This window comes from Shinella kummerowiae (assembly GCF_009827055.1).
Taxonomy (GTDB): domain Bacteria; phylum Pseudomonadota; class Alphaproteobacteria; order Rhizobiales; family Rhizobiaceae; genus Shinella; species Shinella kummerowiae.
Genome location: NZ_WUMK01000001.1, coordinates 177337 through 199183 on the forward strand (window position 1 = coordinate 177337; position 21847 = coordinate 199183).

19 protein-coding genes and 1 riboswitch are annotated in these 21847 nt (G+C 63.3%); of the genes, 8 read left to right on the forward strand and 11 right to left on the reverse strand.

The features are described 5' to 3' along the window. Positions 1-55: 55 nt before the first annotated feature. Positions 56-1048 (reverse strand): serine hydrolase domain-containing protein, encoded by a 993-nt coding sequence (locus GR138_RS00870; protein ID WP_246200237.1) that lies wholly within the window; start codon positions 1046-1048, stop codon positions 56-58. 227 nt (positions 1049-1275) lie between these two features. On the opposite strand from GR138_RS00870, the gene GR138_RS00875 reads away from it, so the two are divergent. Further along, positions 1276-2061, forward strand: coding sequence for a TSUP family transporter (locus tag GR138_RS00875; protein WP_160856731.1), 786 nt, complete (start codon positions 1276-1278; stop codon positions 2059-2061). Between the two features lie 3 nt (positions 2062-2064). On the opposite strand, the gene cobO is transcribed toward GR138_RS00875, so the two are convergent. From cobO to GR138_RS00915, 8 genes are all read right to left on the reverse strand, one after another. Continuing rightward, on the reverse strand, positions 2065-2706 hold the full coding sequence (cobO, locus tag GR138_RS00880; RefSeq protein WP_160856732.1) for a cob(I)yrinic acid a,c-diamide adenosyltransferase: 642 nt from the start codon (positions 2704-2706) through the stop codon (positions 2065-2067). Positions 2707-2734: 28 nt separating this feature from the next. After that, entirely contained in the window at positions 2735-6496 is a 3762-nt protein-coding gene (gene cobN, locus GR138_RS00885) for a cobaltochelatase subunit CobN (protein WP_160856733.1), read from the reverse strand. A 288-nt stretch (positions 6497-6784) separates the two neighbouring features. Beyond that, on the reverse strand, positions 6785-7834 hold the full coding sequence (cobW, locus tag GR138_RS00890; protein WP_160856734.1) for a cobalamin biosynthesis protein CobW: 1050 nt from the start codon (positions 7832-7834) through the stop codon (positions 6785-6787). A gap of 4 nt (positions 7835-7838) precedes the next feature. Further along, on the reverse strand, positions 7839-8360 hold the full coding sequence (cobU, locus tag GR138_RS00895) for a bifunctional adenosylcobinamide kinase/adenosylcobinamide-phosphate guanylyltransferase (protein ID WP_160857383.1): 522 nt from the start codon (positions 8358-8360) through the stop codon (positions 7839-7841). A 4-nt stretch (positions 8361-8364) separates the two neighbouring features. Continuing rightward, complete coding sequence (locus tag GR138_RS00900) at positions 8365-9153, reverse strand: CbtA family protein (protein WP_160856735.1); 789 nt, start codon at positions 9151-9153, stop codon at positions 8365-8367. Between the two features lie 11 nt (positions 9154-9164). Beyond that, entirely contained in the window at positions 9165-9341 is a 177-nt protein-coding gene (locus GR138_RS00905) for a CbtB domain-containing protein (RefSeq protein WP_050743285.1), read from the reverse strand. A gap of 47 nt (positions 9342-9388) precedes the next feature. Further along, positions 9389-9753, reverse strand: a riboswitch (cobalamin riboswitch). A 79-nt stretch (positions 9754-9832) separates the two neighbouring features. Beyond that, positions 9833-11887: a peptidoglycan-binding domain-containing protein gene (locus GR138_RS00910; protein ID WP_160856736.1), complete on the reverse strand. Its 2055-nt coding sequence runs from the start codon at positions 11885-11887 to the stop codon at positions 9833-9835. Positions 11888-12034: 147 nt separating this feature from the next. Further along, the gene (locus tag GR138_RS00915) at positions 12035-13498 is read right to left on the reverse strand and encodes a cobyric acid synthase (protein ID WP_160856737.1); all 1464 of its coding nucleotides are present in this window, start codon (positions 13496-13498) and stop codon (positions 12035-12037) included. Positions 13499-13743: 245 nt separating this feature from the next. Here GR138_RS00915 and GR138_RS30175 point away from each other — a divergent pair, with 245 nt between their 5' ends. The 7 genes from GR138_RS30175 to GR138_RS00945 all read left to right on the forward strand — a co-directional run bounded on the left by GR138_RS30175 (position 13744) and on the right by GR138_RS00945 (position 20017). Next, entirely contained in the window at positions 13744-13887 is a 144-nt protein-coding gene (locus GR138_RS30175) for a hypothetical protein (protein WP_202402463.1), read from the forward strand. A 763-nt stretch (positions 13888-14650) separates the two neighbouring features. Beyond that, entirely contained in the window at positions 14651-15649 is a 999-nt protein-coding gene (locus GR138_RS00920) for an ABC transporter substrate-binding protein (RefSeq protein WP_160856738.1), read from the forward strand. Between the two features lie 258 nt (positions 15650-15907). After that, on the forward strand, positions 15908-16819 hold the full coding sequence (locus GR138_RS00925) for an ABC transporter permease (RefSeq protein ID WP_160856739.1): 912 nt from the start codon (positions 15908-15910) through the stop codon (positions 16817-16819). Next, a complete protein-coding gene (locus GR138_RS00930) occupies positions 16812-17855 on the forward strand; it encodes a quaternary amine ABC transporter ATP-binding protein (protein ID WP_160856740.1) in 1044 nt (347 codons plus the stop codon). The genes GR138_RS00925 and GR138_RS00930 overlap by 8 nt, the downstream gene beginning before the upstream one ends. Positions 17856-18124: 269 nt before the next feature. Next, positions 18125-19141 carry a betaine--homocysteine S-methyltransferase gene (gene bmt, locus GR138_RS00935; RefSeq protein WP_160856741.1) on the forward strand — a complete coding sequence of 339 codons (1017 nt, stop codon included), beginning with the start codon at positions 18125-18127 and terminating at the stop codon, positions 19139-19141. Positions 19142-19295: 154 nt separating this feature from the next. Continuing rightward, a complete protein-coding gene (locus tag GR138_RS00940) occupies positions 19296-19625 on the forward strand; it encodes a DUF1330 domain-containing protein (RefSeq protein ID WP_160856742.1) in 330 nt (109 codons plus the stop codon). 23 nt (positions 19626-19648) lie between these two features. Further along, positions 19649-20017 (forward strand): DUF4180 domain-containing protein, encoded by a 369-nt coding sequence (locus GR138_RS00945; protein ID WP_160856743.1) that lies wholly within the window; start codon positions 19649-19651, stop codon positions 20015-20017. A 3-nt stretch (positions 20018-20020) separates the two neighbouring features. On the opposite strand, the gene GR138_RS00950 is transcribed toward GR138_RS00945, so the two are convergent. Both GR138_RS00950 and GR138_RS00955 read right to left on the reverse strand, forming a co-directional pair. Then, the gene (locus tag GR138_RS00950; RefSeq protein WP_160856744.1) at positions 20021-21154 is read right to left on the reverse strand and encodes an aminotransferase class I/II-fold pyridoxal phosphate-dependent enzyme; all 1134 of its coding nucleotides are present in this window, start codon (positions 21152-21154) and stop codon (positions 20021-20023) included. Further along, positions 21151-21798: a helix-turn-helix transcriptional regulator gene (locus GR138_RS00955; protein ID WP_160856745.1), complete on the reverse strand. Its 648-nt coding sequence runs from the start codon at positions 21796-21798 to the stop codon at positions 21151-21153. The genes GR138_RS00950 and GR138_RS00955 overlap by 4 nt, the downstream gene beginning before the upstream one ends. Positions 21799-21847 lie beyond the last annotated feature (49 nt).

Sequence of the window (21847 nt, forward strand, 5' to 3'; positions counted from 1 at the left end):
GCGGCAAGCCGGTCAAACCGGTTTGCGGCACCGGACACACCGGATGCGGCATGCCTCAGACCGAACGCAGATTGGCGAGAACGATCTCCCGCCAGATGCGCGTCGGCGACACCCAGCCATCCGGCGCATTGTAGGCGCCGGAATAGATGACACAGGCAATCCCCAGTTCCGGCATCAACCAGAGCCGCTGTCCGCCATTGCCGAAGCCGGCAACCCAATGCTTCGGCAGCCCAAGGACCGGCGCCTCGTCGTGAAACCAGAAACAGCCGTAGCGCAACCCGTCCCCGGTCGCGACCGAGGGCTTGAGCGACATCTCGATCCAGCGCTGCGAAACGATATGCCGATCATCCACACAGCCACCATCCAGCACGAGCTGACCGATCCGCAGGAGATCGCGCGCATTCAGCCGAAGTCCGGATGCAGGCGAGGCAATACCATCCCGCCCGCTCATCCATTCGAAATGCGCAATGCCGAGCGGTTCGAACAACGCCTCGCGCGCAAAATCCTCGATGCGGCGGCCGGTGCCGCGCTCGATGATGGCACCGACCAGCGCCGTCGCGCCGCCGGAATACACCCAGTTCGTGCCGGGCGCGTGAATGACCGCCTGCTCGAGCACGAAACGATAGCGGTCCGGCGCGTTCTCCATGGCGATCTCGCTGTTCAGCGGATCGGCATAGGAACGGTATTCGTCCCAATCGAGGCCCAGCGTCATGTTGAGCGCATGGCCGATGGTGAGGCCCACCCGCGCCGGATCGGCGGCAAGATCGGGATATTCGGGAAACTGCACCAGCAGGGGCGCCTCCGGCGGCGGGACGAGACCACGATCGAGCGCCATGCCATAGAGGAGGCTCACGACGCTTTTCGTCACAGATCGCAGATCATGCAGCGTGTGCGCATCGAAGGCGACGGTGCCGAGCGGCCTGCCCCAGCTCTCATCCGGCGCGTCGCGATAGTGCTCCAGCACCAGGTGTCCACCACGGCTGACGAGCACCGCATGCACATCACGCAGAAGGCCGGCTTCGATGCCGGCGAGAAGCTTGCGCTTCATTCCAGGGTCAAAGCCCATATCCGCCGCTGATTGCTTTTCGTCACCCATGGCCACCATCACTCGCCTCTTTCTCCACCATAGCCTACCCGCCGGCTACCCTGCCGTTTGATCCGTATTGCGCACATCACACAAGCGCTTTCCACGCGCAGCCATTGCGGGCTTTGCTTTTCACCGTGCAGTCTGACAGAAGATCAGCCAAATCTCCTCATCGATCTCCGAGTCCCGCCTTGGCCGATATCGCCCTCCACGTTCTTTTCTTCCTCTTCCTTGCCGCTTTCCTCGCAGGCTTCATCGATTCCATCGCCGGCGGCGGCGGCATGATCACCATTCCGGCCATGCTGCTCGCCGGCATTCCGCCGCTCGAGACGCTGGGCACCAACAAGCTGCAATCGCTGTTCGGCTCGGGGTCGGCGACAATGGCCTATGCCCGCGCCGGCCATGTCAAACTCAGCGAGCAATTGCCGATGGCCGCGGTCTCGGCGTTCGGCTCGGTGTTCGGCGCCCTGCTGGCGACCGTCGTGCCCGGCGATGTGCTGAAAGGCGTGCTCCCCTTCCTGCTGGTGGCCATCGCCGTCTATTTTGGCCTGAAACCGAATATCGGCGATGTCGACAAACACCGCCGCATGAGCGTCTTCCTGTTCACCGCCACCATCGTGCCGCTGATCGGCTTCTACGACGGCGTGTTCGGACCGGGCACCGGCTCGTTCTTCATGCTCGCCTTCGTGACACTTGCCGGCTTCGGCATCCTGAAGGCGACGGCACATACCAAGCTTCTGAACTTCGGCTCCAATCTCGGTGCCTTCGTCGTCTTCATTCTCTACGGCGTCGTGCTGTGGAAGGTTGGCCTTGTCATGGGCGCTGGCCAGTTCCTCGGTGCGCAGGCGGGCTCGCGAGTTGCGATGAAGAGCGGTGCAAAGATCATCAAGCCGCTCCTCGTCGTCACCTCGGTGGCGCTTGCCATCCGCCTGATGGCCGATCCGAGCCACCCGATCCGCGTGTGGCTCGGCTGGTAAGGGTCAGTATTCGACGCCCTGCTGCGCCTTGATGCCCGAGCGGAACGGATGCTTCAGAAGCTCCATTTCGGTCGCGAGGTCGGCGATCTCGATCAGCTCTTCCTTGGCGTTACGGCCGGTCAGCACGACATGGGTCATGTGCGGCTTCTCGGTCTTCAGGAACGCGATCACCTCGTTGACGTCGAGATAGTCGTAGCGCAGCGCGATGTTGATTTCATCGAGCAGCACCATGGAATTGCGCTCGTCACGGATCAGCTCCTTCGCCTTTTCCCAGGCCTTTTCAGCCATCGCCACGTCGCGGGCGCGGTCCTGCGTTTCCCAGGTAAAACCCTCGCCGAGCGTATAGAACTGGCAGATGTCGGAGAAATGCGTCTCGATCAGCTCGCGCTCGCCCGTCAGCATCGCCCCCTTGATGAACTGCACGACGGCGCACGGCTTCTTGTGCGCGATGTGACGGAAGATCATGCCGAAGCCGGCCGTCGACTTGCCCTTGCCCTTGCCGGTATGGACGATGACGAGGCCCTTCTCGTCGGTCTTCGTCGCCATGATCTTTTCGCGCGCCTGCTTTTTCTTCGCCATCTTCTCCGAGTGGCGGGCAAGCTCGGCTTCGGTCATGCCGGCGGTTTCGTCATGGTTTTCGGTCATGTCTCGTCCCTTCAGTCTTGATCTGTCGTCATGAGGCCATGCGGCGGCCGAGCCTATTGAGTTCGAAACGCGCGGAATTGGAACGCGGCGTCCAGAGTTTCCGGTCGATCGCCTCGGCAAAGCGCGCCGCCATTTCGGCAAGTGCGGCCGGGTTCTTCTGCGTGAGGAAATCACGCACGCGCTCGTCCAGCACATAGGCCTGATAGGCGGCCTCGAAATGATGATCCTTCACCGCCCCGGTCGTCGCGGCGAAGGCGAACATGAAATCCACCGTCGCGGCGATCTCGAAAGCGCCCTTGTAGCCGTGGCGCATGACGCCGTCGATCCATTTGGGATTGACCACGCGAGCGCGCACGACACGGCCGATCTCGTCCTCCAGCGTCCGCACGACGGGCTTTTCCGGCCGCGATAGGTCGTTGTGGTAGACGACGGGCTGCTGGCCGGACAGGTGTTCCACCGCGGCGGCCATGCCGCCCTCGAACTGGTAATATTCGTCGCTGTCGAGCAAGTCGTGCTCGCGGCTGTCCTGGTTCTGCACGACGGCTTGCAGGCTTTTCATGCGCGCCTCAAGGCGCTCGCGCATCGGCACGCTGTCGCCTTCGCCGTCATAGGCATGCGCACCCCAGGCAAGCCAGGCTTCGGCGAGGTCGCCGCGCTCGGTCCACAGGCCTTCATCCATCATCGTTTGCAGGCCGGCGCCATAACCGCCGGATTTCGCGCCGAAAATGCGGAACCCAGCCTGCTTCATCGCCTCCCCCTCGGCTACGCCCTTGGCAGCCAGTGCCGCAGCCTCGGCCCGCATGCGGGCGGCGATCGGGTTGTCCGAATCGTCCTCCTCAAGTGCCCCGACGGCGCGCACGGCGCGGTCGAAGAGCGCGATCTGTTCGGGGAAGGCATCGCGGAAGAAGCCGGAGATGCGCAGCGTCACGTCGACACGCGGGTGACGAAGCACGGCGGACGGAATGATCTCGAAGCCGGTGACGCGGCGCGATGCCATGTCCCAGGTCGGCTTGACGCCGATCAGCGCCATCGCCTGTGCGATGTCGTCGCCACCGGTGCGCATGTTGGATGTGCCCCAGGCGGTGATGCCGAAGGAGGTCGGCCATTCGCCGTGGTCCTGCGCATAACGGGTGACGAGCAGTTCCGCGGATTTTTTGCCCAGTTCCCAGGCCGCCGGTGTCGGCACGGCGCGGCTGTCGACGGAATAGAAGTTACGCCCCGTCGGCAACACATCCGGCCGTCCGCGAGTCGGGGCGCCGGAAGGGCCGGGCTCGATGAAACGCCCATCGAGGCCACGCATCAGGGCCGCAATCTCAGCCGGTCCACAAGCGGCAATGGCGGGACGGATGGTGCTGTCGATCACCGAAAGCACCGTGTTTGTCGCATGCCAGTCTTCCGGGCAAACAAGCGTACCATCCACCAAACGCGCTGCGAGAAGCTCGATGCGCTCCACCGTGTCGCCATTGCTGCGCCAGGGCGCATCGGTCTGCTGCACAAGGATTTCCGGGCGCGGACCGTTCCATGGGTCGGAGGCAACGCAGTCGAGCGGATCGAACGCCGCCCCATGCAACGCATCCGCCGCAATCGCCCGCTGCAAGCTCGCCTCGCCGCCCTCGCCAAGACCGCGCGGCACACGGGCGAGCGCGACGGTCAGATCGGTCAGCAACCGCCCTTCCGGCGAAACGCCGAAGACATGCAAGCCGTCGCGGATCTGCATTTCCTTGAGATCGCAGAGATAGGCGTCGAGCTTCTGCAACGCCGTCTCCTCGCCATCGGACTTGGCGATGCCAGCATCCCGATCGAGACCGATATCGCGCACCAGGTCGAGGATCTGCCGGGTGAGCAGCTTGATACGGCGCGGGTCGCCGCCGGAAGCCTCGTAATATTCATCCACCAGCGCTTCCAGATCCTTGAGGGGGCCATAGGTGTCGGCCCGCGTCAGCGGTGGCGTCAGGTGGTCGATGATGACGGCGGCGGAGCGGCGTTTCGCCTGCGTGCCCTCGCCCGGATCGTTGACGATGAAGGGGTAGAGGTGCGGCACCGGGCCGAGCACGGCTTCCGGATAACACGCTTCGGAAAGCGCCAGCGCCTTGCCCGGCAGCCATTCGAGGTTGCCGTGTTTGCCCATATGCACGATGGCATGGGCACCGTAATGCTGCCGCAGGAAGGCATAGAAAGCGAGATAACCGTGCGGCGGCACGAGATCCGGCGAATGATAGGTGTCCTTCGGGTCGATATTGTAGCCACGCGCCGGCTGGATGCCGACCAGCGTCTGGCCGAAACGCGCGAGTGGCAGGGCGAAGACGTCCCCCGTGACAAAGGGATCGTCTTCCGGCGCACCCCATCGGGCCGTCATCTCGGCTTGAATCGACACGGGAAGCCCGGCGAAGAACGCCCTGTAATGATTCAAGGAAAGCGTTTCGCGGATTTCGCGGCCGTCCTTTGCCGCGTTGGTCGGGCCGGCCATCAGGTGGGCGATCAGTGCGTCACCATCGGCCGGCAGATCGGCCACCGCGTAACCCTCTGCCGCCATGGCGCGCAGCACTTCCATCGTGCCGGCAGGCGTATCCAGACCCACGCCATTGCCGAGACGACCGTCGCGGTTCGGATAGTTCGCCATGACGATGGCGACGCGCCGTTCCGCCGGTGTCGTGCGCCGCAGCCGCGCCCAGCCGGCGGCAAGTTTTGCGACGAAGCGAATCCGGTCCTCGACCGGATCGAGGCTGACGATATTCGTCTCGACGCGCTCATCGTAGCGCGCGGCCGCCTTGAAGGAGATGACGCGCGACAGCACCCGACCATCGACCTCGGGCAGCGAAACGTTCATGCCGAGATCGCGCGCCGTCAGCCCCTGCCCCGATGCCTCCCAGGCCTCGCGCGACGAGCCGGAGAAGATCGCCTGCAGAACAGGCGCGCCGGTCTCGTCGAGTACGGTCGGTTTCCGGCCGGCACCCGGCGCGGAAACCGCAAAACTCGTGGCGTTCAGCACGACCTCCGGCCGGATATCGGCAAAGGTAGCACGCACCGTTTCGATGGAAACGGGTTCCTTCAGGCTGGAAACGAAGATCGGCAAAGCGCGAACGCCCTCGGCGGCAAGCGCTTCGATCAGCATTTCGACCGGACGGGTTTCGCCGCTCTGGACGTAGGCGCGGTAGAACGAGATTGCGGCGGTCGGAGGTTCGAATCCCTCCAGCTTAGGGACGCCCTTGGACTCCTCCCGCCACGTCTCGATATCGATAACACCCTTCCCCGGCCACCAGATTCCGGCCTTTTCCAGAGGCGTTGCCGGTTCCGGTTTCCCTCCGCCGAAAAGCAACGCATCCGCATAGGCGAGGAAGCGCTCCGCATTGTCGGCGCCGCCCTCGTTCAGATAGGCCCAGAGGCTCTGGCGGTCCTCGGCATCGATGCGGTTGAAGGGAACCAGGCCCTCATCCGGCCGGTCATCGCCGGGCAGCGCCACGAGCGTGATGCCATTGGCAACCGCCGTCGCCAGCAGCGCTTCCAGCACGTAGCGGAAATAGCTGGCGCCACCGAGCGCACGGATGACGATGAGCTTGGCGTGACGGGCCGTGCGCTCGATATAGGTATCGACCGACATCGGATGCGACAGCGGGGCAAGGCTGGCAAGGCGCAGCCGTGTCTCTGACGCCCGCGCGCGGTGCGCCGCTGCGATCGAGGCAAGTTCCGTATCGGCGGCGGAAAGAAAGAGCACATCGCCCGGCGTCTGGCCAAGGTCGATCGCCTCCTTGCCGTCAGCGATGGTGCCCTTCTGGGCTAGCAGGAGATGCATGCAGCGCCTCCTGTTGGCTGGCGTACCGTACCGATGGATCCTCGGGTCAAGCCCGAGGATGACGGAGGGTGTGGGTATGAAGCATCCCAAAACAGCCGTTTTCGCTGCCGGCATCTGACATGCTGAAAGGGTTGCCTCAAAAGACCAGGCGCACGATCAACCGGCAACCTCCCCTCCCCACCATCATCCTCGGGCATGCCCCGAGGATCCACCGGCACGCCGCGCCATGAATGGCCATGTCGCACCAGAAACGCCGAAGGGAGGGACTGCCGCATGCTCATGCCGAAATCAAACCGCAGCAGCGATGGCGGCTCGCACGGCCGCTTCGTCCATGTCGTGCAGGCCGATGACGACGAGGCGGGTGCCGCGGGTTTCGCCCGGGGCCCAGGCGCGTTCGAAATAGGTGTCGATGCGGCTGCCGACGGCCTGGATGAGCAGGCGCAGCGGCTTGCCCGGCACGTCGGCAAAGCCCTTGAGGCGCAGCACGTCGTGCTCGGCGATCACGCCCTTGAGGCGCTCCGTGAAGGCAGCCGGATCGGCGATGGCGCCGAGTTCCACGACGAAGCTGTCGAACTCGTCATGGTCATGCTCCTCGCCGTTTTCGTGCTCCAGCTCGTGGTGCGACTTGCGGTTGGCAATGTCGTCTTCGGTGCCGACGCCGAGGCCGAGCAGCACGGCGGCCGCAACTTCACCGTTCCTCGCCTCGATCATCGAAGGCTTGCGGGCGGTACGGGATGCAACTTCGTCACGCACGGCCTGGAGACCGCTTGCATCGATCAGGTCGGCCTTGTTGAGTACGATCAGATCGGCAGCGGTGAGCTGGTCTTCGAAGAGCTCTTCCAGCGGGCTTTCATGGTCGAGATTGTCGTCCTCGACGCGCAGCGCATCGACCTTGTCGTGGTCATCGGCGAAACGGCCGGCGGCGACGGCGGCACTGTCCACCACCGTGACGACGCCGTCGACGGTCACCTGCGTCTTGATTTCCGGCCAGTTGAAGGCGGCGATGAGCGGCTGCGGCAAGGCGAGGCCCGAGGTCTCGATGACGATGTGGTCCGGGCGGTTTTCCCGCTCCAGCAGCTTCGTCATGGTGGGGATGAAATCGTCGGCAACGGTGCAGCAGATGCAGCCATTGGTGAGTTCGATAATGTCGTCCTCGGTGCAGGCCTCTGCGCCACAGCCCTTCAGCACGTCGCCATCGACGCCGAGGTCGCCGAACTCGTTGATGATGAGCGCGATGCGCTTGCCGCCGGCATTCTGCAGCAGGTTGCGGATCAGCGTCGTCTTGCCGGCGCCAAGAAAGCCGGTGATGACGGTGGTGGGGATTTTCTGTTGCAGCATAGGTTCAACCCTTCATTTTCAGCGGCAGTCCGGCCGCAACGAAATAGACTTCTGGCACGAGGGCGGCGAGCCTTTGGTGCAGCCGCCCGGCATGGTCGCGAAAATCGCGCGCCATGCGGTTTTCCGGCACGATGCCGAGGCCGACTTCGTTCGACACGAAGACCAGCCGACCCGGCATCGTCGCGATGGCCTCGACGAGGCCGGCAAATTCGGCGGCGATGTCCCGCTCCTCCAGCATCAGGTTGGTGACCCAGAGCGTCAGGCAATCGACGAGCACCGCCCGGTCCTCGCGCGCCACATCGTTCAGACGCGCGGCGAGTTCTAGCGGCTCTTCATGGGTTTCCCACCCCTCGCCACGGTCTTCCCGGTGTCTGGCGATGCGCTGCCGCATCTCCTCATCCCAGGCGCGGCCGGTGGCGATATAATGACGCGAAAGGCCGGTCTCGGTGACCAGCCTCTCGGCAAAAGCGGATTTTCCGGAACGCGCACCGCCCAGAACCAGGACGGCTCCGGGCGATTTTTGCATCATATCAGGCAGCTTTGGCGACTTTCTCGTTGGCAAAACCCAGCGCGAGGCCGAGCACGATCCAGAAGAACAGCGTCGTGGCGAGAGCCGCAACCGCGAACTCGGCACCGAGAACGGCCGGAACGTTGCTGGAAATGTCGCTCGGCTGCGGCGCACCGTAAACCTGCGGCGCCGCAATCAGCACGATACCGGCGATCTTGGCGACGATGCCCGGCTTCAGGAACAGGAGATAAAGTCCCCCGGCCGAAAGCAGGACGGTCGCAACCCACCAGATCTGGCGTTGGGTGAGATCGGCAGCCGGGAAACCCGGAAGTTCCGGCGGCAGGCCGATGGCCGGCAGCATATGCACGGCAAGCCAGCCGGCCGCCCCCCAGAGCGCACCATTGGCAACGGTGATCGGGTGGCCGGAAACCAGGCTGAAGCCCGCCAGCAGAAGCGCAAAGCCGGTGCCGGTGACGAGGTTGGCCAAAAGCGTACCCGAGAAGCGGCTCATGCCGAACATGATGCCACCTTCCTCGTGCGCCTCGCCCTCATGGGCATAGGCGACGGAGACCGGCGACAGGTACGATGCGACGTCGAGAAGCACGGCGCCGAACGAGGAATGCTCCTGCGTCGTCGCAGCGCCACCCGTCGTGGGTGTCGTGCCGTCGGTTGCAGGTGCGGTTTCTTCGCCGCCCTCGAATTCTTCTGCATGAAGAATGAGCGGCACGACTCGCGCCTCCTGGGCGGCCGTCATCAGCGCACCGGAGAACAGCCCGGCCACCAGGGCAGCCAGGAGATAACGAACGATCATGTCAAAACTCCTTAGTGGCAGGGAAAGCCGTAGGAGTGACGCGTGTCGTGCGCCGTATCGTGCAGCACGGCCGAATTCGCGAGGCCAGCGCCGAATACGAGGAAGGCACCGAGCAGCAGCGCAAAAACACCGGCAACAAGGCGGTCGTTTGCGGAAAGGGTAACAGAAGACGTAGTAGAAACAGCCATGACAACCTCCGTGCAGGCGTTGGGGAAGTCCCTCCCCAGGTCGGGCGATATGCCCTCATCGGCTGGCAGGTCTCCTGGCTCGTGGCGTCCGGCGTTTTCACGCCTGCGGAACACTCTCGCCTTCCCGGGTTATCAGCATCGCGAAAGGTGGACGATTCGTAGAAAAGAGGCGTCCGTGCCTTGGCTTATCGCGATGCCACCCAGTGGCTTTTCCGGTTGGTTTTCTCGGTGCGGCCGGAGCACCATTGCCCCATATCCACACAAATCCTCCCCGCCGGATGAACGTTCCTCGCCACTCTACAGTCGCGGGGTCGGCCGTGATTGCAGCGCCCTATTTGGGTCCGCCGCGTCACATTCCCATTTACTCCCCGATCCGTTTCCGGATCCGGGAACCATCCAATACTGCGGATGATTATGCTTCCCGCCCCCTGGAGTCAATCGACCGGCAGCGCCATCACCTGTGCTGAAACCGCCGTCCGGCCGTCGCAATCTCAATAGCCGGGGATGATCACCATGCCGCCGCCATTGTTGTAGTAGCCGTCATCGCCATTGTAGCGCTCGTAGTAACCATCGACCGGGCCTTCCAGCACGTCGTAGTCCTGCTGATACTGACGCTGCTGGTACTGGCGCTGTTGATATTGACGCTGGCGATTCTGGCGCGCCTGAGCATATTGCGCGGCCTGCCGGAGTTCGCGGAACTGCGCACGCGACAGGTAGCCGTCGGCCCGATAGCCGGACGAGCCCTGCCAGGACGCGATCGCCGAGCGGGTGCGCGGGCCGAACACGCCGTCCGCACCGTAGGTGTTAAAGCCGAGAATGCTCAGCCAGCGCTGCGCCTGAACGCGGGTCGAGCGCTGCATATAGGCTTCGCGCGGATCGATGACCGGCTCCTCGACCGTCTTGCGCTCGGTTTCCGTGGTCGCAGTCTCCTGCTTCGGCTTGGTTTCCTGCGTTTGCTGGCGCGCGGTATCGGCGAGCGTCGCAAGCCGTTCACGGGCGTCCGCGAGGAATCGGCCATTCGGATAGATCCTCAGATAGTCACGGAACGCATCTGCCGAACCGTCGAGCACGGCTTCGCGGAAGATCTTCTCCTCGCGCTTCGCCGCATCGGCCGACTGCTCCACCGCAAGGCCCCGGTCCTTCGTCTCAGTGCCCTGCGCTTCACCTTCGCGGGCCGCCGTCGCGGCGCCGTCGTCCTCAGCCTGCTTCTTTGCCGCCGCAGCCTCTTCAGCGCGTTTATTCGCCTCTTCGGCAAGACGAGCCGCTTCCGTGGCCTTCGCCTCGGCATCCGCCGCAGCCTTGGCGGCCTCGGCCTTCAGCTTCTCCACCTCGGCCGCCTTCTCTTCCGCGAGCTTGCGGGCAGCGGCCGCCTCTTCCTCGATCCGGGCCTTTTCAGCAGCAGCGGCCTTTTCAACCTCGACGCGCTTGGCCTCGGCCTCGCGACGGGCGGTGGCCTCTTCTTCGGCGCGCACCTTTTCCGCAGCCGCGGCCTCTTCGGCCTTCACGCGCTCAGCCTCGGCCTCCAGTCGCGCAGCCTCTTCCGCCTTTGCCTTGTCCGCGGCGGCCTGTGCCTCGGCCTTCAGACGCTCGGCCTCGGCCGACTTTTCATCGGCAAGCTTGCGGGCGGCAGCTTCCCTCTCATCCGCTTCCGCCTTCAGACGGGCCGCGTCCTCGGCGCGGGCCTTCTCAGCGGCCGCAGCCTCTGCCCTTGCCTTCTCCTCGGCCGCCGCTTTTTCCTCGGCGAGCTTTTGGGCGGCCGCTTCCTCTTCCGCCTTCTTCGCCTCGGCTTCGGCCTGCAAGCGCGCGGCTTCCGCTTCGGCCTTGGCCTTTTCCGCTTCGGCAACCTTGCGCGCTTCTTCTTCGGCCTGCTTCGCCTCGGCCTCGGCCTTCAGGCGCGCCGCTTCCGCGTCGGCTTTCGCCTTCTCCGCTTCGGCGACCTTGCGCGCTTCTTCTTCCGCCTGCTTCGCCTCGGCCTCCGCCTTCAGGCGTGCCGCTTCCGCGTCGGCTTTCGCCTTTTCCGCTTCGGCAACCTTGCGCGCTTCTTCTTCGGCCTGCTTCGCCTCGGCTTCCGCCTTCAGGCGTGCGGCTTCCGCATCGGCCTTGGCCTTTTCCGCGTCTGCAGCCTGCTGGGCTTCCGCCTCGGCCTTTTTGGCTTCGGCGGCTGCGCGTTCGGCTTCGTCGGCCTTCGCCTTTTCGGCCGCCGCCGCCTCGTCCGCCTTCGCCTTGGCACCGGCCTGCTCAGAATTCCCGGTTGCCGGCTTGACCTTCGTGCTGGCCTGCAATTCGGCGATGCGCAGGCGCGCCATCGAGGCGAAGGTGCCGTTCGGATATGTCTTCAGATATCCTTCGTACTGCGTGACGTCGCTGCCGGCGGAAACCTTCTGCCAGAGGGCGAATTCCTCCTCCCAGCGTTTTCCCGCACTCGTCGTTTCCTTGGCCGTCGTCTGCGCGAAAGCGATCACCGGCAGGCCAGAGAGCGACAGCCCGACAAGGCTTGCAAAGCCGCATCTCACCAGAACGGAGCGTGCGAGAGGTCCAGAACCCATATATCTCACCCTTTCGGAGCGCGCGAAGGCTTAAAGCCCGATGACCGGGCGGATTTTCGTCAGTCCTCGCACCGAATTCTGGCGCAACTTTGGTGCGGCAGACCGGTGGCGAAGGAACCCGATGGCTCTACGTTTCAGAAGGGTAGTTTAATCAGCGCCGCCTAAAAGGCCATCGAGCCAGGCGCGATCGAGAACCGCCTCCAGCTCCGCCGCGACACCATCCAACGCCTCGTCGACACTCCTGCGATAGTCGAACCCGCCGCCCGCGATGCCGAAATCGGCAAGCAATTTGGCCCGGTAGGCGTCGCTGGAGAGGAGCCCGTGCAGGTAGGTGCCCATCACCCGGCCATCCGCCGAAACGGCACCATCGGCGCGCCCGTCGATACTGACCGAAGGGCGCAGCGTATCCGGCCCCGTCGTCTTGCCGAGATGGATTTCATAGCCTTCCAGCGGCACATCATATTGCAGCGAATGCGCCGTGCTGTTGCGCACGGTCTTTTCCGGCGCCATCTCCGTCTCGACCGCGAGCAGGCCAAGGCCTTCGACCTCCCGCTCATTGCCTTCGATGCCAAGCGGATCGCTCACCCGGTGACCAAGCATCTGGTATCCGCCGCAAATGCCGATGACACGGCCACCGCGACGCATATGCAGGGCAAGGTCCCTGTCCCAGCCCGCGGCCCGAAAATCACCAAGGTCGGCGATCGTCGATTTCGAGCCGGGCAGCACGACGAGGCCGGCATCGGCCGGAATGGGTTCGCCGGGGCGCACGAAGACAAGATCCACCTGCGGCTCGGCCTTGAGCGGATCGAGATCGTCGAAATTGGCAATGCGCGACAGGACGGGCACCGCCACTTTCAGCGCCCCCCCGCCCCCTTTGGCGAGACGCTCCAGCACGACGGAATCCTCCGCCGGCAATCGTGCCGCCTGCTTCAGCCAGGGCACGACGCCAAAACATGGCCAGCCGGTAAAGCGGTCAATCTCGGCGATGCCGCTATCGAACAGCGTGACATCGCCGCGGAACTTGTTGATGAGATACCCGGTGACCATGCGACGGTCTTCCTCCGGCAGGATGGCGTGGGTGCCGACCAGCGAGGCGATGACGCCGCCGCGGTCTATGTCGCCGACCAGCACGACGGGCACGCCGGCGCGCGTCGCAAACCCCATATTGGCGATATCCCCTGCCCGGAGATTGATTTCCGCCGGCGAGCCCGCCCCCTCGACGACGACCAGGTCGGCGCCGGTAGATATCGTCTCGAAACTCTCCAGCACGGCGCCCATCAATTTCGGTTTCAGCGCCTGGTAGTCCCGCCCCTTCGCCTGGCCAAACACCTTGCCCTGCACGATGATCTGGCTGCCGACATCGGATTGCGGCTTCAGCAGCACAGGGTTCATGTGCACGGAGGACGGCACGCGGGCGGCGAGCGATTGCAGCCATTGGGCGCGACCGATCTCGCCGCCATCGGCCGAAACGGCGGCATTGTTGGACATGTTCTGCGGCTTGAAGGGACGCACCTTCAAGCCGCGATTTGCGGCGATGCGGCAAAGGCCCGCCACCAATACCGTTTTTCCGACATCCGAGCCGGTGCCCTGAAGCATGATCGTTCTTGTCATGCGCCTCAACTAGCATTCACACCCGCCGCCGAAAAGCCCTGATTTACCGCAATTCCGCCCCAATTTCGCGCGGCGCGCAGATGCATTTTCGCAACAGCGCGCCATGCAATGCGGGCATGGCAGATTTGCTATTCATTTTGCGACATTTTGCGCCGTGAACGATCGTGACTTTCGGCCCGGACGCGCCTATATCCACGTCATCAAGCAGCCGGGGCATGTGGCTCCGGGTTTCAAGGACAAAGACAATGCTGTTCATCTTCAGCAAGCCGAACTTCGTACAGATCGCCTGGAACGGCGAAGCCCCCAAGAGCCAGTCCCGCGTGCGCAACACCGTCATGGACGCGCCGCTCGGCCCGCTCGGCTTCATCCGCACACGCTCCGTCGGCTAACTTTCGAGCGCGACGTCAGGTCCGCTCGCATGCAGCGTCGCCTCTCTCCGGGAGGCGGCGTTTTTTATTGCCTGTACGCTGCCCCTGAAACGGCGAAAGCCGCGCATCCCTTTCGGTGATGCACGGCTTGCCAAAAAACGCATGGCGGCTTCCGACAAAAACGCATCGGAGCCCAGGCACCCCGGTACGCAATACCTTTCCGGAGCGGGCGGCGGTGTCCCCCGCCGTGATGAAAGCAATAGCGGCACATCCTTACCGGACCGTTATTGAGACCTTAAGCAAAGGTGAATCGCGATTTTTTTTGAAAAATTGCGAAATATTTTTCGGACGTCGGAAGCGACGCATTCGGAACAGGATATGTCCGCAATCAACGACCATGCATCTTTCCTGATAAATCGGGCTGTGAACATTTGCCCGGATGCGAGCAAACGCCCAATTTTTCCACCGACAGGTTGCCGGATTTTCAGCACCTTACCCGCCCGGTACATCGTTTGCGACGCAGGAATGCCGCGCAGGAGGTTGATTTCTCTATGAGAACCCGTAGGCTGCTTCTTGTGACGCACGAGGATACATCGCCGGTGACAGGGTTCCGCCGGCAGATCAGAAAAAAGGCTCGGCGTCGTTGCAGCAGGGAGATTGGCTCGCCTCACCTGGCATCGAACCTCCATGGCTGCCGTAAAACTTTCGGGCAGACGGGACACCGCAGTAACCTGCGCTGCCTTCCGGGTTGATCGCTGCATCTAAGACTGGGAGGTCTTAATCTATGAAGAAGCTCCTTGCTTCCACTATCCTCGCTGCCGGCCTCTATGGCTTTGCCGGTTCTGCCCAGGCGGCAGACTGCGGTGAAGTCTCGATTGCCGAAATGAACTGGGCCTCTGCCGGCGTTGCCGCGCATGTCGACAAGCTCATCCTCGAAAATGGCTATGGCTGCACCGTCACGCTGGTGACCGGCGACACCATGCCGACCTTCACCTCCATGAACGAAAAGGGCGAACCGGACGTCGCGCCCGAAATGTGGGTGAACGCCGTGCGCACGCCGCTCGACGCGGCCATTGCCGAAGGTCGCCTGATCCAGCTCGCCCCCCTCCTCTCGGAAGGCGGCGTGGAAGGCTGGTGGGTGCCGAAATTCTTCGCCGACGCCCACCCGGACATCAAGACGGTGCAGGACGCGCTGAAACATCCGGACCTCTTCCCCGCTCCGGAAGATGCCTCCAAGGGCGCTGTGCACAACTGCCCGTCGGGCTGGAACTGCCAGGTCTCGACCGCCAATCTCTACAAGGCGCTCAAGGCCGACGACATGAACTTCACACTCGTCGACACGGGCTCGGCCGCCGGCCTTGACGGCTCGATCGCCAATGCCTTCGAGAAGAAGGCCGGCTGGCTCGGTTACTACTGGGCACCGACCGCCATTCTCGGCAAGTACGAGATGACGCGCCTGTCCTTCGGTGTCGAGCACAACAAGGCCGACTGGGACGCCTGCACCGCCGTGCCGGACTGCCCGGAGCCGAAGGTCAACTCCTACCCGACTTCGGACGTCTTCACCGTGGTGACCAAATCCTTCTCCGAGAAGGCCGGCGTCGCCATGGACTACATGAAGACCCGCCAGTGGGACAACGGCACGGTCGGCAAGGTTCTCGCCTGGATGACCGACAACCAGGGCACCAACGAAGACGCCGCAAAGCACTTCCTGGAAACCTATCCGGAGATGTGGACCAAGTGGGTTGCTCCGGACGTTGCAGAGAAGGTCAAGGCCGCTCTCTAACAAGCCTATCGCCGGCAGCCTTCCCCGGCTGCCGGCCTCTCGCGACCTGAACGAGGGTGCTGGCATTTTGCCTGACGCCCGCCCAAGAAACTGCAGAGGTCGCAAACAGCACAGTATCAAGCGGCAGTTCGTGCGAATACGAACTGCAAGCCGGGAACCAGAACAAGAATATCCCTGTGCGCATCGTTCCGTTCGCAATTGCAAACTCGTTTTATTGCGATGCGGGACAATAACTTCCGGTAGAAAGAGGGGAAAAGGATGGCAGGCATATGCGAATTGTTGCCAGGCTTTCTATGCAAGTTTCCGGCCTTCAGTGACGCCAGCGTCCGCGGCGCACGAAAAGTCATCGACGACGGCTTCAAGGGCCTCGTCCGAGAATATGTCAACCTTATCGACGCAATGGTCCAGCCATTGCAATGGTTCCTGAACTATCTCGAGCGGCTGTTTGTCAGTTCACCTTGGCCGATCATCCTGATCATCATGGTGGCGATCGTCTATTTCGGCAGCCGAAACATGAAGATTACCATCGGCACCGCGCTCTCCATGTTCGCCATCGGCCTTCTGGGTCTCTGGAACGACACGATGGTGACGCTTGCCATGGTGACGGTTTGTACGATGATCGCGATCGTCGTCGGCATTCCGATCGGCATTCTCATGGCGCGCTCCGATCGCGTGCAGGGCATCATCAACCCGATCCTCGACGTGATGCAGACGATGCCGAGCTTCGTCTATCTCATTCCCGTCGTCATGATCTTCGGCATCGGCAAGGTGCCGGGCCTGATCGCGGTCGTCATCTATGCCGTGCCGCCGATGATCCGTCTCACCAATCTCGGCATCCGGCTTGTCGACAAGGAAGTGCTGGAAGCCGCCGACGCCTTCGGCTCCTCCGGCTGGCAGAAACTGAAGAACGTGCAGATGCCGCTGGCCTTGCCCACCATCATGGCCGGCATCAACCAGACCATCATGATGTCGCTCGCCATGGTCGTCGTCGCCTCCATGGTCGGCGTCGGCGGTCTCGGCAAGAACGTGCTGCAGGCCATCAACAACCAGTTCTTCACGGTCGGGTTCCTCAATGGGTTCGCGCTCGTGGCCATCGCCATCATTTTCGACCGTACGAGCCAGGCCTATGGCAAGCGGCTGCAGAAGCATTCGGAGGTAATTCATGGTTAGTCATGCAATCGAGGTCCGCAATCTTTACAAGATTTTCGGACCTCGCGGCGGCGACTATGTCGATCAAGTCAAGAACGGCCTCGGCAAGGCGGAACTGAACGAGAAATACGGCCACGTTCTCGGTCTGCGCGACATCAACATCTCCATGCCGGCCGGCGGCATCATGGTGGTGATGGGTCTCTCCGGCTCCGGCAAGTCGACATTGATCCGCCATATCAACCGGCTGATCGACCCGACCGCCGGCGAAGTGCTCTATGACGGCGTTGACGTCTGCAAGATGAACGAGAACGATCTGCGCGAATTCCGCCGCCACAAGACGGCGATGGTGTTCCAGAAATTCGCGCTGCTGCCGCACCGCACGGTTCTGGAAAACACCGTCTACGGCTTGGAAATCCAGGGCGTCGGCCAGGAGGAGCGGGAGAAGCGCGCCAGGCAGTGGATCGCCCGTGTCGGTCTATCCGGCTTCGAGAACCACTACCCGAACCAGCTTTCGGGCGGCATGCAGCAGCGCGTGGGCCTTGCCCGGGCGCTGACCAACGACGCCGACATCCTGCTGATGGACGAAGCCTATTCGGCGCTCGATCCGCTTATCCGCGTCGACATGCAGACCGTGCTTCTCGATCTCCAGAAGGAGCTCAAGAAGACCGTCGTCTTCATCACGCACGATCTCGACGAGGCGCTGCGTCTCGGCGACAAGATCGCCATCCTGCGCGACGGCATGGTCGTGCAGCAGGGCACCGGCCAGGAAATCGTGCTGAACCCGGCGGACGAATACATCACCGCCTTCGTCAAGGAAGTGAATCGTGGCCGCGTCGTCAATGTCGAGACGATCATGGCGCCGCTGTCCGGCAACCCGGAAGGCATGCCGATCGCCAAGGGCACCGTGCTGGAAGTGGCCGCCCGCGCCATGACCGCGGTGAACCAGACACTCGCCCATGTCGTGGACGAGACGGGCAAGCCCGTCGGCGCCATCAGCCTCAGCGCCATCATCTCCAGCATGGTGACGCCGACGAGCCACGAGGCGAAGGCGGCCTAAAGTTCGATATCATGCAATTGAAGAGGGCGCCTAGGCGCCCTCTTTTGATTTGGGGCAGTCCTTCTCCTCCGTCATGGTCGGGCTCGACCCGAGGATCCACACATCACGGCACGCCCTATCCTTGTGGCATGGATACTTGGGTCGAGCCCGAGGATGACGCTAGAGAGCGTTGTAGCCTCCCCCGGGCGGCACGCGTCGTTTCCCTCAAAGCAGCGTTGCAATCACATAAAGAAATCTTTATATGATGTGGCAAACAGAAGGATACCTCCATGACCGCGACGAACCCGCTTGCTGAGCTTCTTGCCGAAAAGCCCTTCCTGCTTGCCGATGGCGCAACCGGGACCTCGCTCTTCGCCATGGGCCTGGAGGCTGGTGAAGCGCCGGAACTGTGGAACGAAGCCAAGCCGGAAAACATCACCAAGCTCCACCAGGATTTTGTCGATGCCGGCGCGGATATCATCCTCACCAACACCTTCGGCGGCACCCGTCATCGCCTGAAGCTACATCACGCGCAGGATCGCGTTCACGCGCTGAACAAGGCGGCTGCGGAAATCGCCCGCGCCGTCGCCGACAAGGCTGAGCGCAAAGTCATTGTCGCCGGCTCCGTCGGCCCGACGGGCGAACTGCTCATCCCGCTCGGCGCGCTGACCTATGACGACGCTGTCGCCGCCTTCGCCGAGCAGATCGAAGGCCTCAAGGCTGGTGGCGCGGATGTCGCCTGGATCGAGACCATGTCCTCGCCGGAGGAAATCCGCGCGGCTGCGGAAGCGGCCACCAAGGTCGGCATGCCCTTCGTCTATACCGGCTCGTTCGATACCGCCGGCAAGACCATGATGGGCCTGCATCCGCGCGACATCCACGGCGTTGCCGGCGATATCGGCGCAGGTCCGCTTGCGGTGGGCGCCAATTGCGGCGTCGGCGCGTCCGACATTCTCTCCTCGCTGCTCGACATGACCGGCGCCGACCCGTCGGCCACCGTCGTCGTCAAGGGCAATTGCGGCATTCCGGAATTTCGCGGCTCGGAAATCTACTATTCCGGCACGCCGCCGCTGATGGCCGAATATGCCCGCCTCGCCCGCGATGCCGGCGCCCGCATCATCGGCGGCTGCTGCGGCACCTCCTGTGAGCACCTCGCCGCCATGCGCGTGGCGCTCGATGCGCACGAGCCCCGCGAACGCCCCGCCCTTGTCGAGATCATCGAAAAGATCGGCCCGTTGCGTAACAAGACCGCCGATGAGAGCGCCGCCCAGCCAACCCGCGAACGCGGCAGCCGCCGCCGGAGCTGATATTCGCCCCTGTGGCGACAGATCAGCCGCCCCGGCCAGCGCCGCGGGCGGCTTTTTGTTGCGCGTAGGGATCGGCATTACCTGCAAGGTAATCGATCTGCTGCATCGGTCGTCATAGGGTCCTGTCAACGCCAACACCGACAGGAAGAAACCAATGACCACCTACGCCATCGCTCACCTTCGCAACGTCACACTCGGGCCCGAAATCATTGCCTATCTGGAAGCCATCGACGCGACCCTGGCGCCCTTCGGCGGCAAGTTCGTGCTGCATGGCGCAGGCAACAGACGCATGCTGGAAGGCACGTTCCCAAGCGACATCATCATGCTGTCGTTTCCCAACCGCACGGCGGCAGAAGACTGGTATGCCTCGCCGGCCTACCAGGCCATCCTGCCGCTGCGCACCCGCAACTCCGATGGCGACGTCCTGTTGATCGACGGCGTCGATGACGACCACAAGGCGACCGATATCCTGCGAAATGGGTAGGTCACGATACAAGGAGAAGAGAGATGGACTGGATCGACATGGGCGGCACAAAGGTGCTTTTGCTGCCGGTGAAGGGACCGCAGATCACAACGGAAGCCGATGGCAACGATGTCATCGGCGAAGCTTTCTCGGTCGAGGCGGAGCTTATCGCCATCCCGGTGGAACGCCTTGGATCCAGCTTTCTGCGGCTTGAGACCCGTCTCGCCGGCACGATCTTCCAGAAGTTCGTCAACTATCACCTGCGCTGCGCCATCATTGGCGACATCGCCCCGCTGCTGGAAGGCAGCAAGGCGTTGCGTGATTTCGTACGGGAGACGAACAAGGGACGATCGATCTGGTTCGTGGACGATCTCGACGGCCTGCGGGCGAAACTTGCCCGCGAAAAAGCCTGACACCTACACCGCCGCCAGAAGCGTCCGCCACGCCGCAAGCCCCGCATCCATGTTGCTCCGGCCGAATCCGACACGGAAGCGATCAACCGGCACCGGCAGCAGGTCCGACACGTAGAGGCTGGAGGGCAGCAGCAGCACGCCCTTCTCCTCGACCAACCGACGGCAATGTTCTTCCACGCCGTCATTGCCCAGATAGCGCGGGAAAGCGACGCAGCCGCCATCCGGCTCGGCCCATTCGTAGAGATGCGGATAGTCCGCAAAAAAGGCGCCGAGCTTCGCCAGGTTTTCCGCGCAAAGGGCGCGGTTGCGGGCGAAGATGGTCTCTCGCGCCTTGAGCGCGATGCCGGCCAGCACTTCCGAGGGCCGTGCGTTGCAGATGGAAAGGTAGTGTTTCATCTTCTCCATGCGCGCCAGCAGCGCATGGTCGCGGCTGGCGATCCAGCCGATGCGCAGGCCCGGCAGGCCATAGGCCTTGGACATGACATTGAGCGACACGCCCTTGTCGAACAGGTCGGCGGCCTGCGGCAGGCGTTTCGCGCCATCGATCTCCAGCCCGCGATAGACTTCATCGGAAAATAGATGGATGCCCCTCTCGACGCAGAGATCGACAAGGCCGCGGAAAACATCCTGATCGGCGATGACACCCGTCGGATTGTTCGGGAAATTGACGGCGATGAGCCTGGTCTCCGGCCGAAGGGCTGCCCGCACATCGTCGAGATCGAGTTGCCAGCGGTTCTCCGGCCGAAGCGCGATCCCCGTGACATTGCCGGTGATGGTGACCGGCAGGGTCTCCATCGACTGGTAGTTCGGTACGGTGACGATGGCGTGATCGCCCGGCCCGAGCAGCGCCAGCATCGCGCAATACAACCCCTCCTCCGCGCCGGCAAAGGTCAGGATATCGGCGCCGGAAAGCGTGTCGTAGGTCGAGGCGATGGTTTCGCGCAGCGCCGGCGCACCCCAGGTCTCGGTATAGCCGAGCGAGACGCGATCCCAAGCCTCGCGATCCTCCGGGTCGGCAAGGGCCAGGAGGTCGGACATGGTCATGGTTTCGGCGTCGCTCGCCGTCATGTGATGGCGCGCCTTGAACTCCCAGCGCGAGAAATGGGTTTCGAGGCGAAAATCCGGAAGCGTGGTCACGATGGCCTGTCCTTCTGGCTCTGGCGCCGGGCATCGGCGAGATAGTTGTAGATCGAGGCGCGCGAGGCGCCGATGAGGGAGGCCAGGTGGTCGACGGCGTTACGCGTCTGGAACAGGCCGCGTTCGTCGAGGGCGGCAACGAGCGCCACCCGGTCGCCCTTCTTGAGGGCCGTCAGCGCCAGGCCGCGCGTGCGCAGCCAGTCGTGCAGCGCGGTGTTGATTTCCTCCCGCCAGTCGCCGGCAAAGAGCGATGGAGGCCGCGGGGCCGCGACACCGGTGAAGCCGGAAAGCAGCCTGGCCGCCGCGTCGAAATGCGAGACGTCCATGTTGATACAGAGCAGGCCAAGTGCCTGGCCGTGGTCGTCCTGCAGCACGGCAGTCACCGATTTCAGCCGTCGCCCGTCCTCGCCGGTCTTTTCATAGGGACCGTAGACACCCGCCTCGCCGGCTTCCGCCAATTCGTTTTCGACAAGCGATTCCATGCCTGCTTTGCGGCCGGAAAAGGCGTTCCAGATGCCGGCAATGAGGCCCGTTTCGAGATCGTGCAGCACGACCTCGGCATGGGGATAGAGCAGGGTCGAGATGGCCGCGGCCGTCGCGGCGTGCTGGCGAAGCAGCAGATCGGCGTTTGATGAGTCGAACATGGCGACAAACAATCCAATAATAGACTTTTTGTCAATATTGGATTTTCAG

Coding starts and splice junctions, on each gene's coding strand:
- GR138_RS00955 (WP_160856745.1), bottom strand. CDS start 21,798: ATGTTCGACTCATCAAACGCCGATCTGCTGCTTCGCCAGCACGCCGCG.
- GR138_RS00905 (WP_050743285.1), bottom strand. CDS start 9,341: ATGGCTGTTTCTACTACGTCTTCTGTTACCCTTTCCGCAAACGACCGC.
- GR138_RS00870 (WP_246200237.1), bottom strand. CDS start 1,048: ATGAAGCGCAAGCTTCTCGCCGGCATCGAAGCCGGCCTTCTGCGTGAT.
- cobW (WP_160856734.1), bottom strand. CDS start 7,834: ATGCTGCAACAGAAAATCCCCACCACCGTCATCACCGGCTTTCTTGGC.
- cobO (WP_160856732.1), bottom strand. CDS start 2,706: ATGACCGAAAACCATGACGAAACCGCCGGCATGACCGAAGCCGAGCTT.
- GR138_RS30175 (WP_202402463.1), top strand. CDS start 13,744: ATGCTGTTCATCTTCAGCAAGCCGAACTTCGTACAGATCGCCTGGAAC.
- cobN (WP_160856733.1), bottom strand. CDS start 6,496: ATGCATCTCCTGCTAGCCCAGAAGGGCACCATCGCTGACGGCAAGGAG.
- bmt (WP_160856741.1), top strand. CDS start 18,125: ATGACCGCGACGAACCCGCTTGCTGAGCTTCTTGCCGAAAAGCCCTTC.
- GR138_RS00915 (WP_160856737.1), bottom strand. CDS start 13,498: ATGACAAGAACGATCATGCTTCAGGGCACCGGCTCGGATGTCGGAAAA.
- GR138_RS00945 (WP_160856743.1), top strand. CDS start 19,649: ATGGACTGGATCGACATGGGCGGCACAAAGGTGCTTTTGCTGCCGGTG.
- GR138_RS00900 (WP_160856735.1), bottom strand. CDS start 9,153: ATGATCGTTCGTTATCTCCTGGCTGCCCTGGTGGCCGGGCTGTTCTCC.
- GR138_RS00920 (WP_160856738.1), top strand. CDS start 14,651: ATGAAGAAGCTCCTTGCTTCCACTATCCTCGCTGCCGGCCTCTATGGC.
- GR138_RS00940 (WP_160856742.1), top strand. CDS start 19,296: ATGACCACCTACGCCATCGCTCACCTTCGCAACGTCACACTCGGGCCC.
- GR138_RS00910 (WP_160856736.1), bottom strand. CDS start 11,887: ATGGGTTCTGGACCTCTCGCACGCTCCGTTCTGGTGAGATGCGGCTTT.
- cobU (WP_160857383.1), bottom strand. CDS start 8,360: ATGCAAAAATCGCCCGGAGCCGTCCTGGTTCTGGGCGGTGCGCGTTCC.
- GR138_RS00925 (WP_160856739.1), top strand. CDS start 15,908: ATGGCAGGCATATGCGAATTGTTGCCAGGCTTTCTATGCAAGTTTCCG.
- GR138_RS00930 (WP_160856740.1), top strand. CDS start 16,812: ATGGTTAGTCATGCAATCGAGGTCCGCAATCTTTACAAGATTTTCGGA.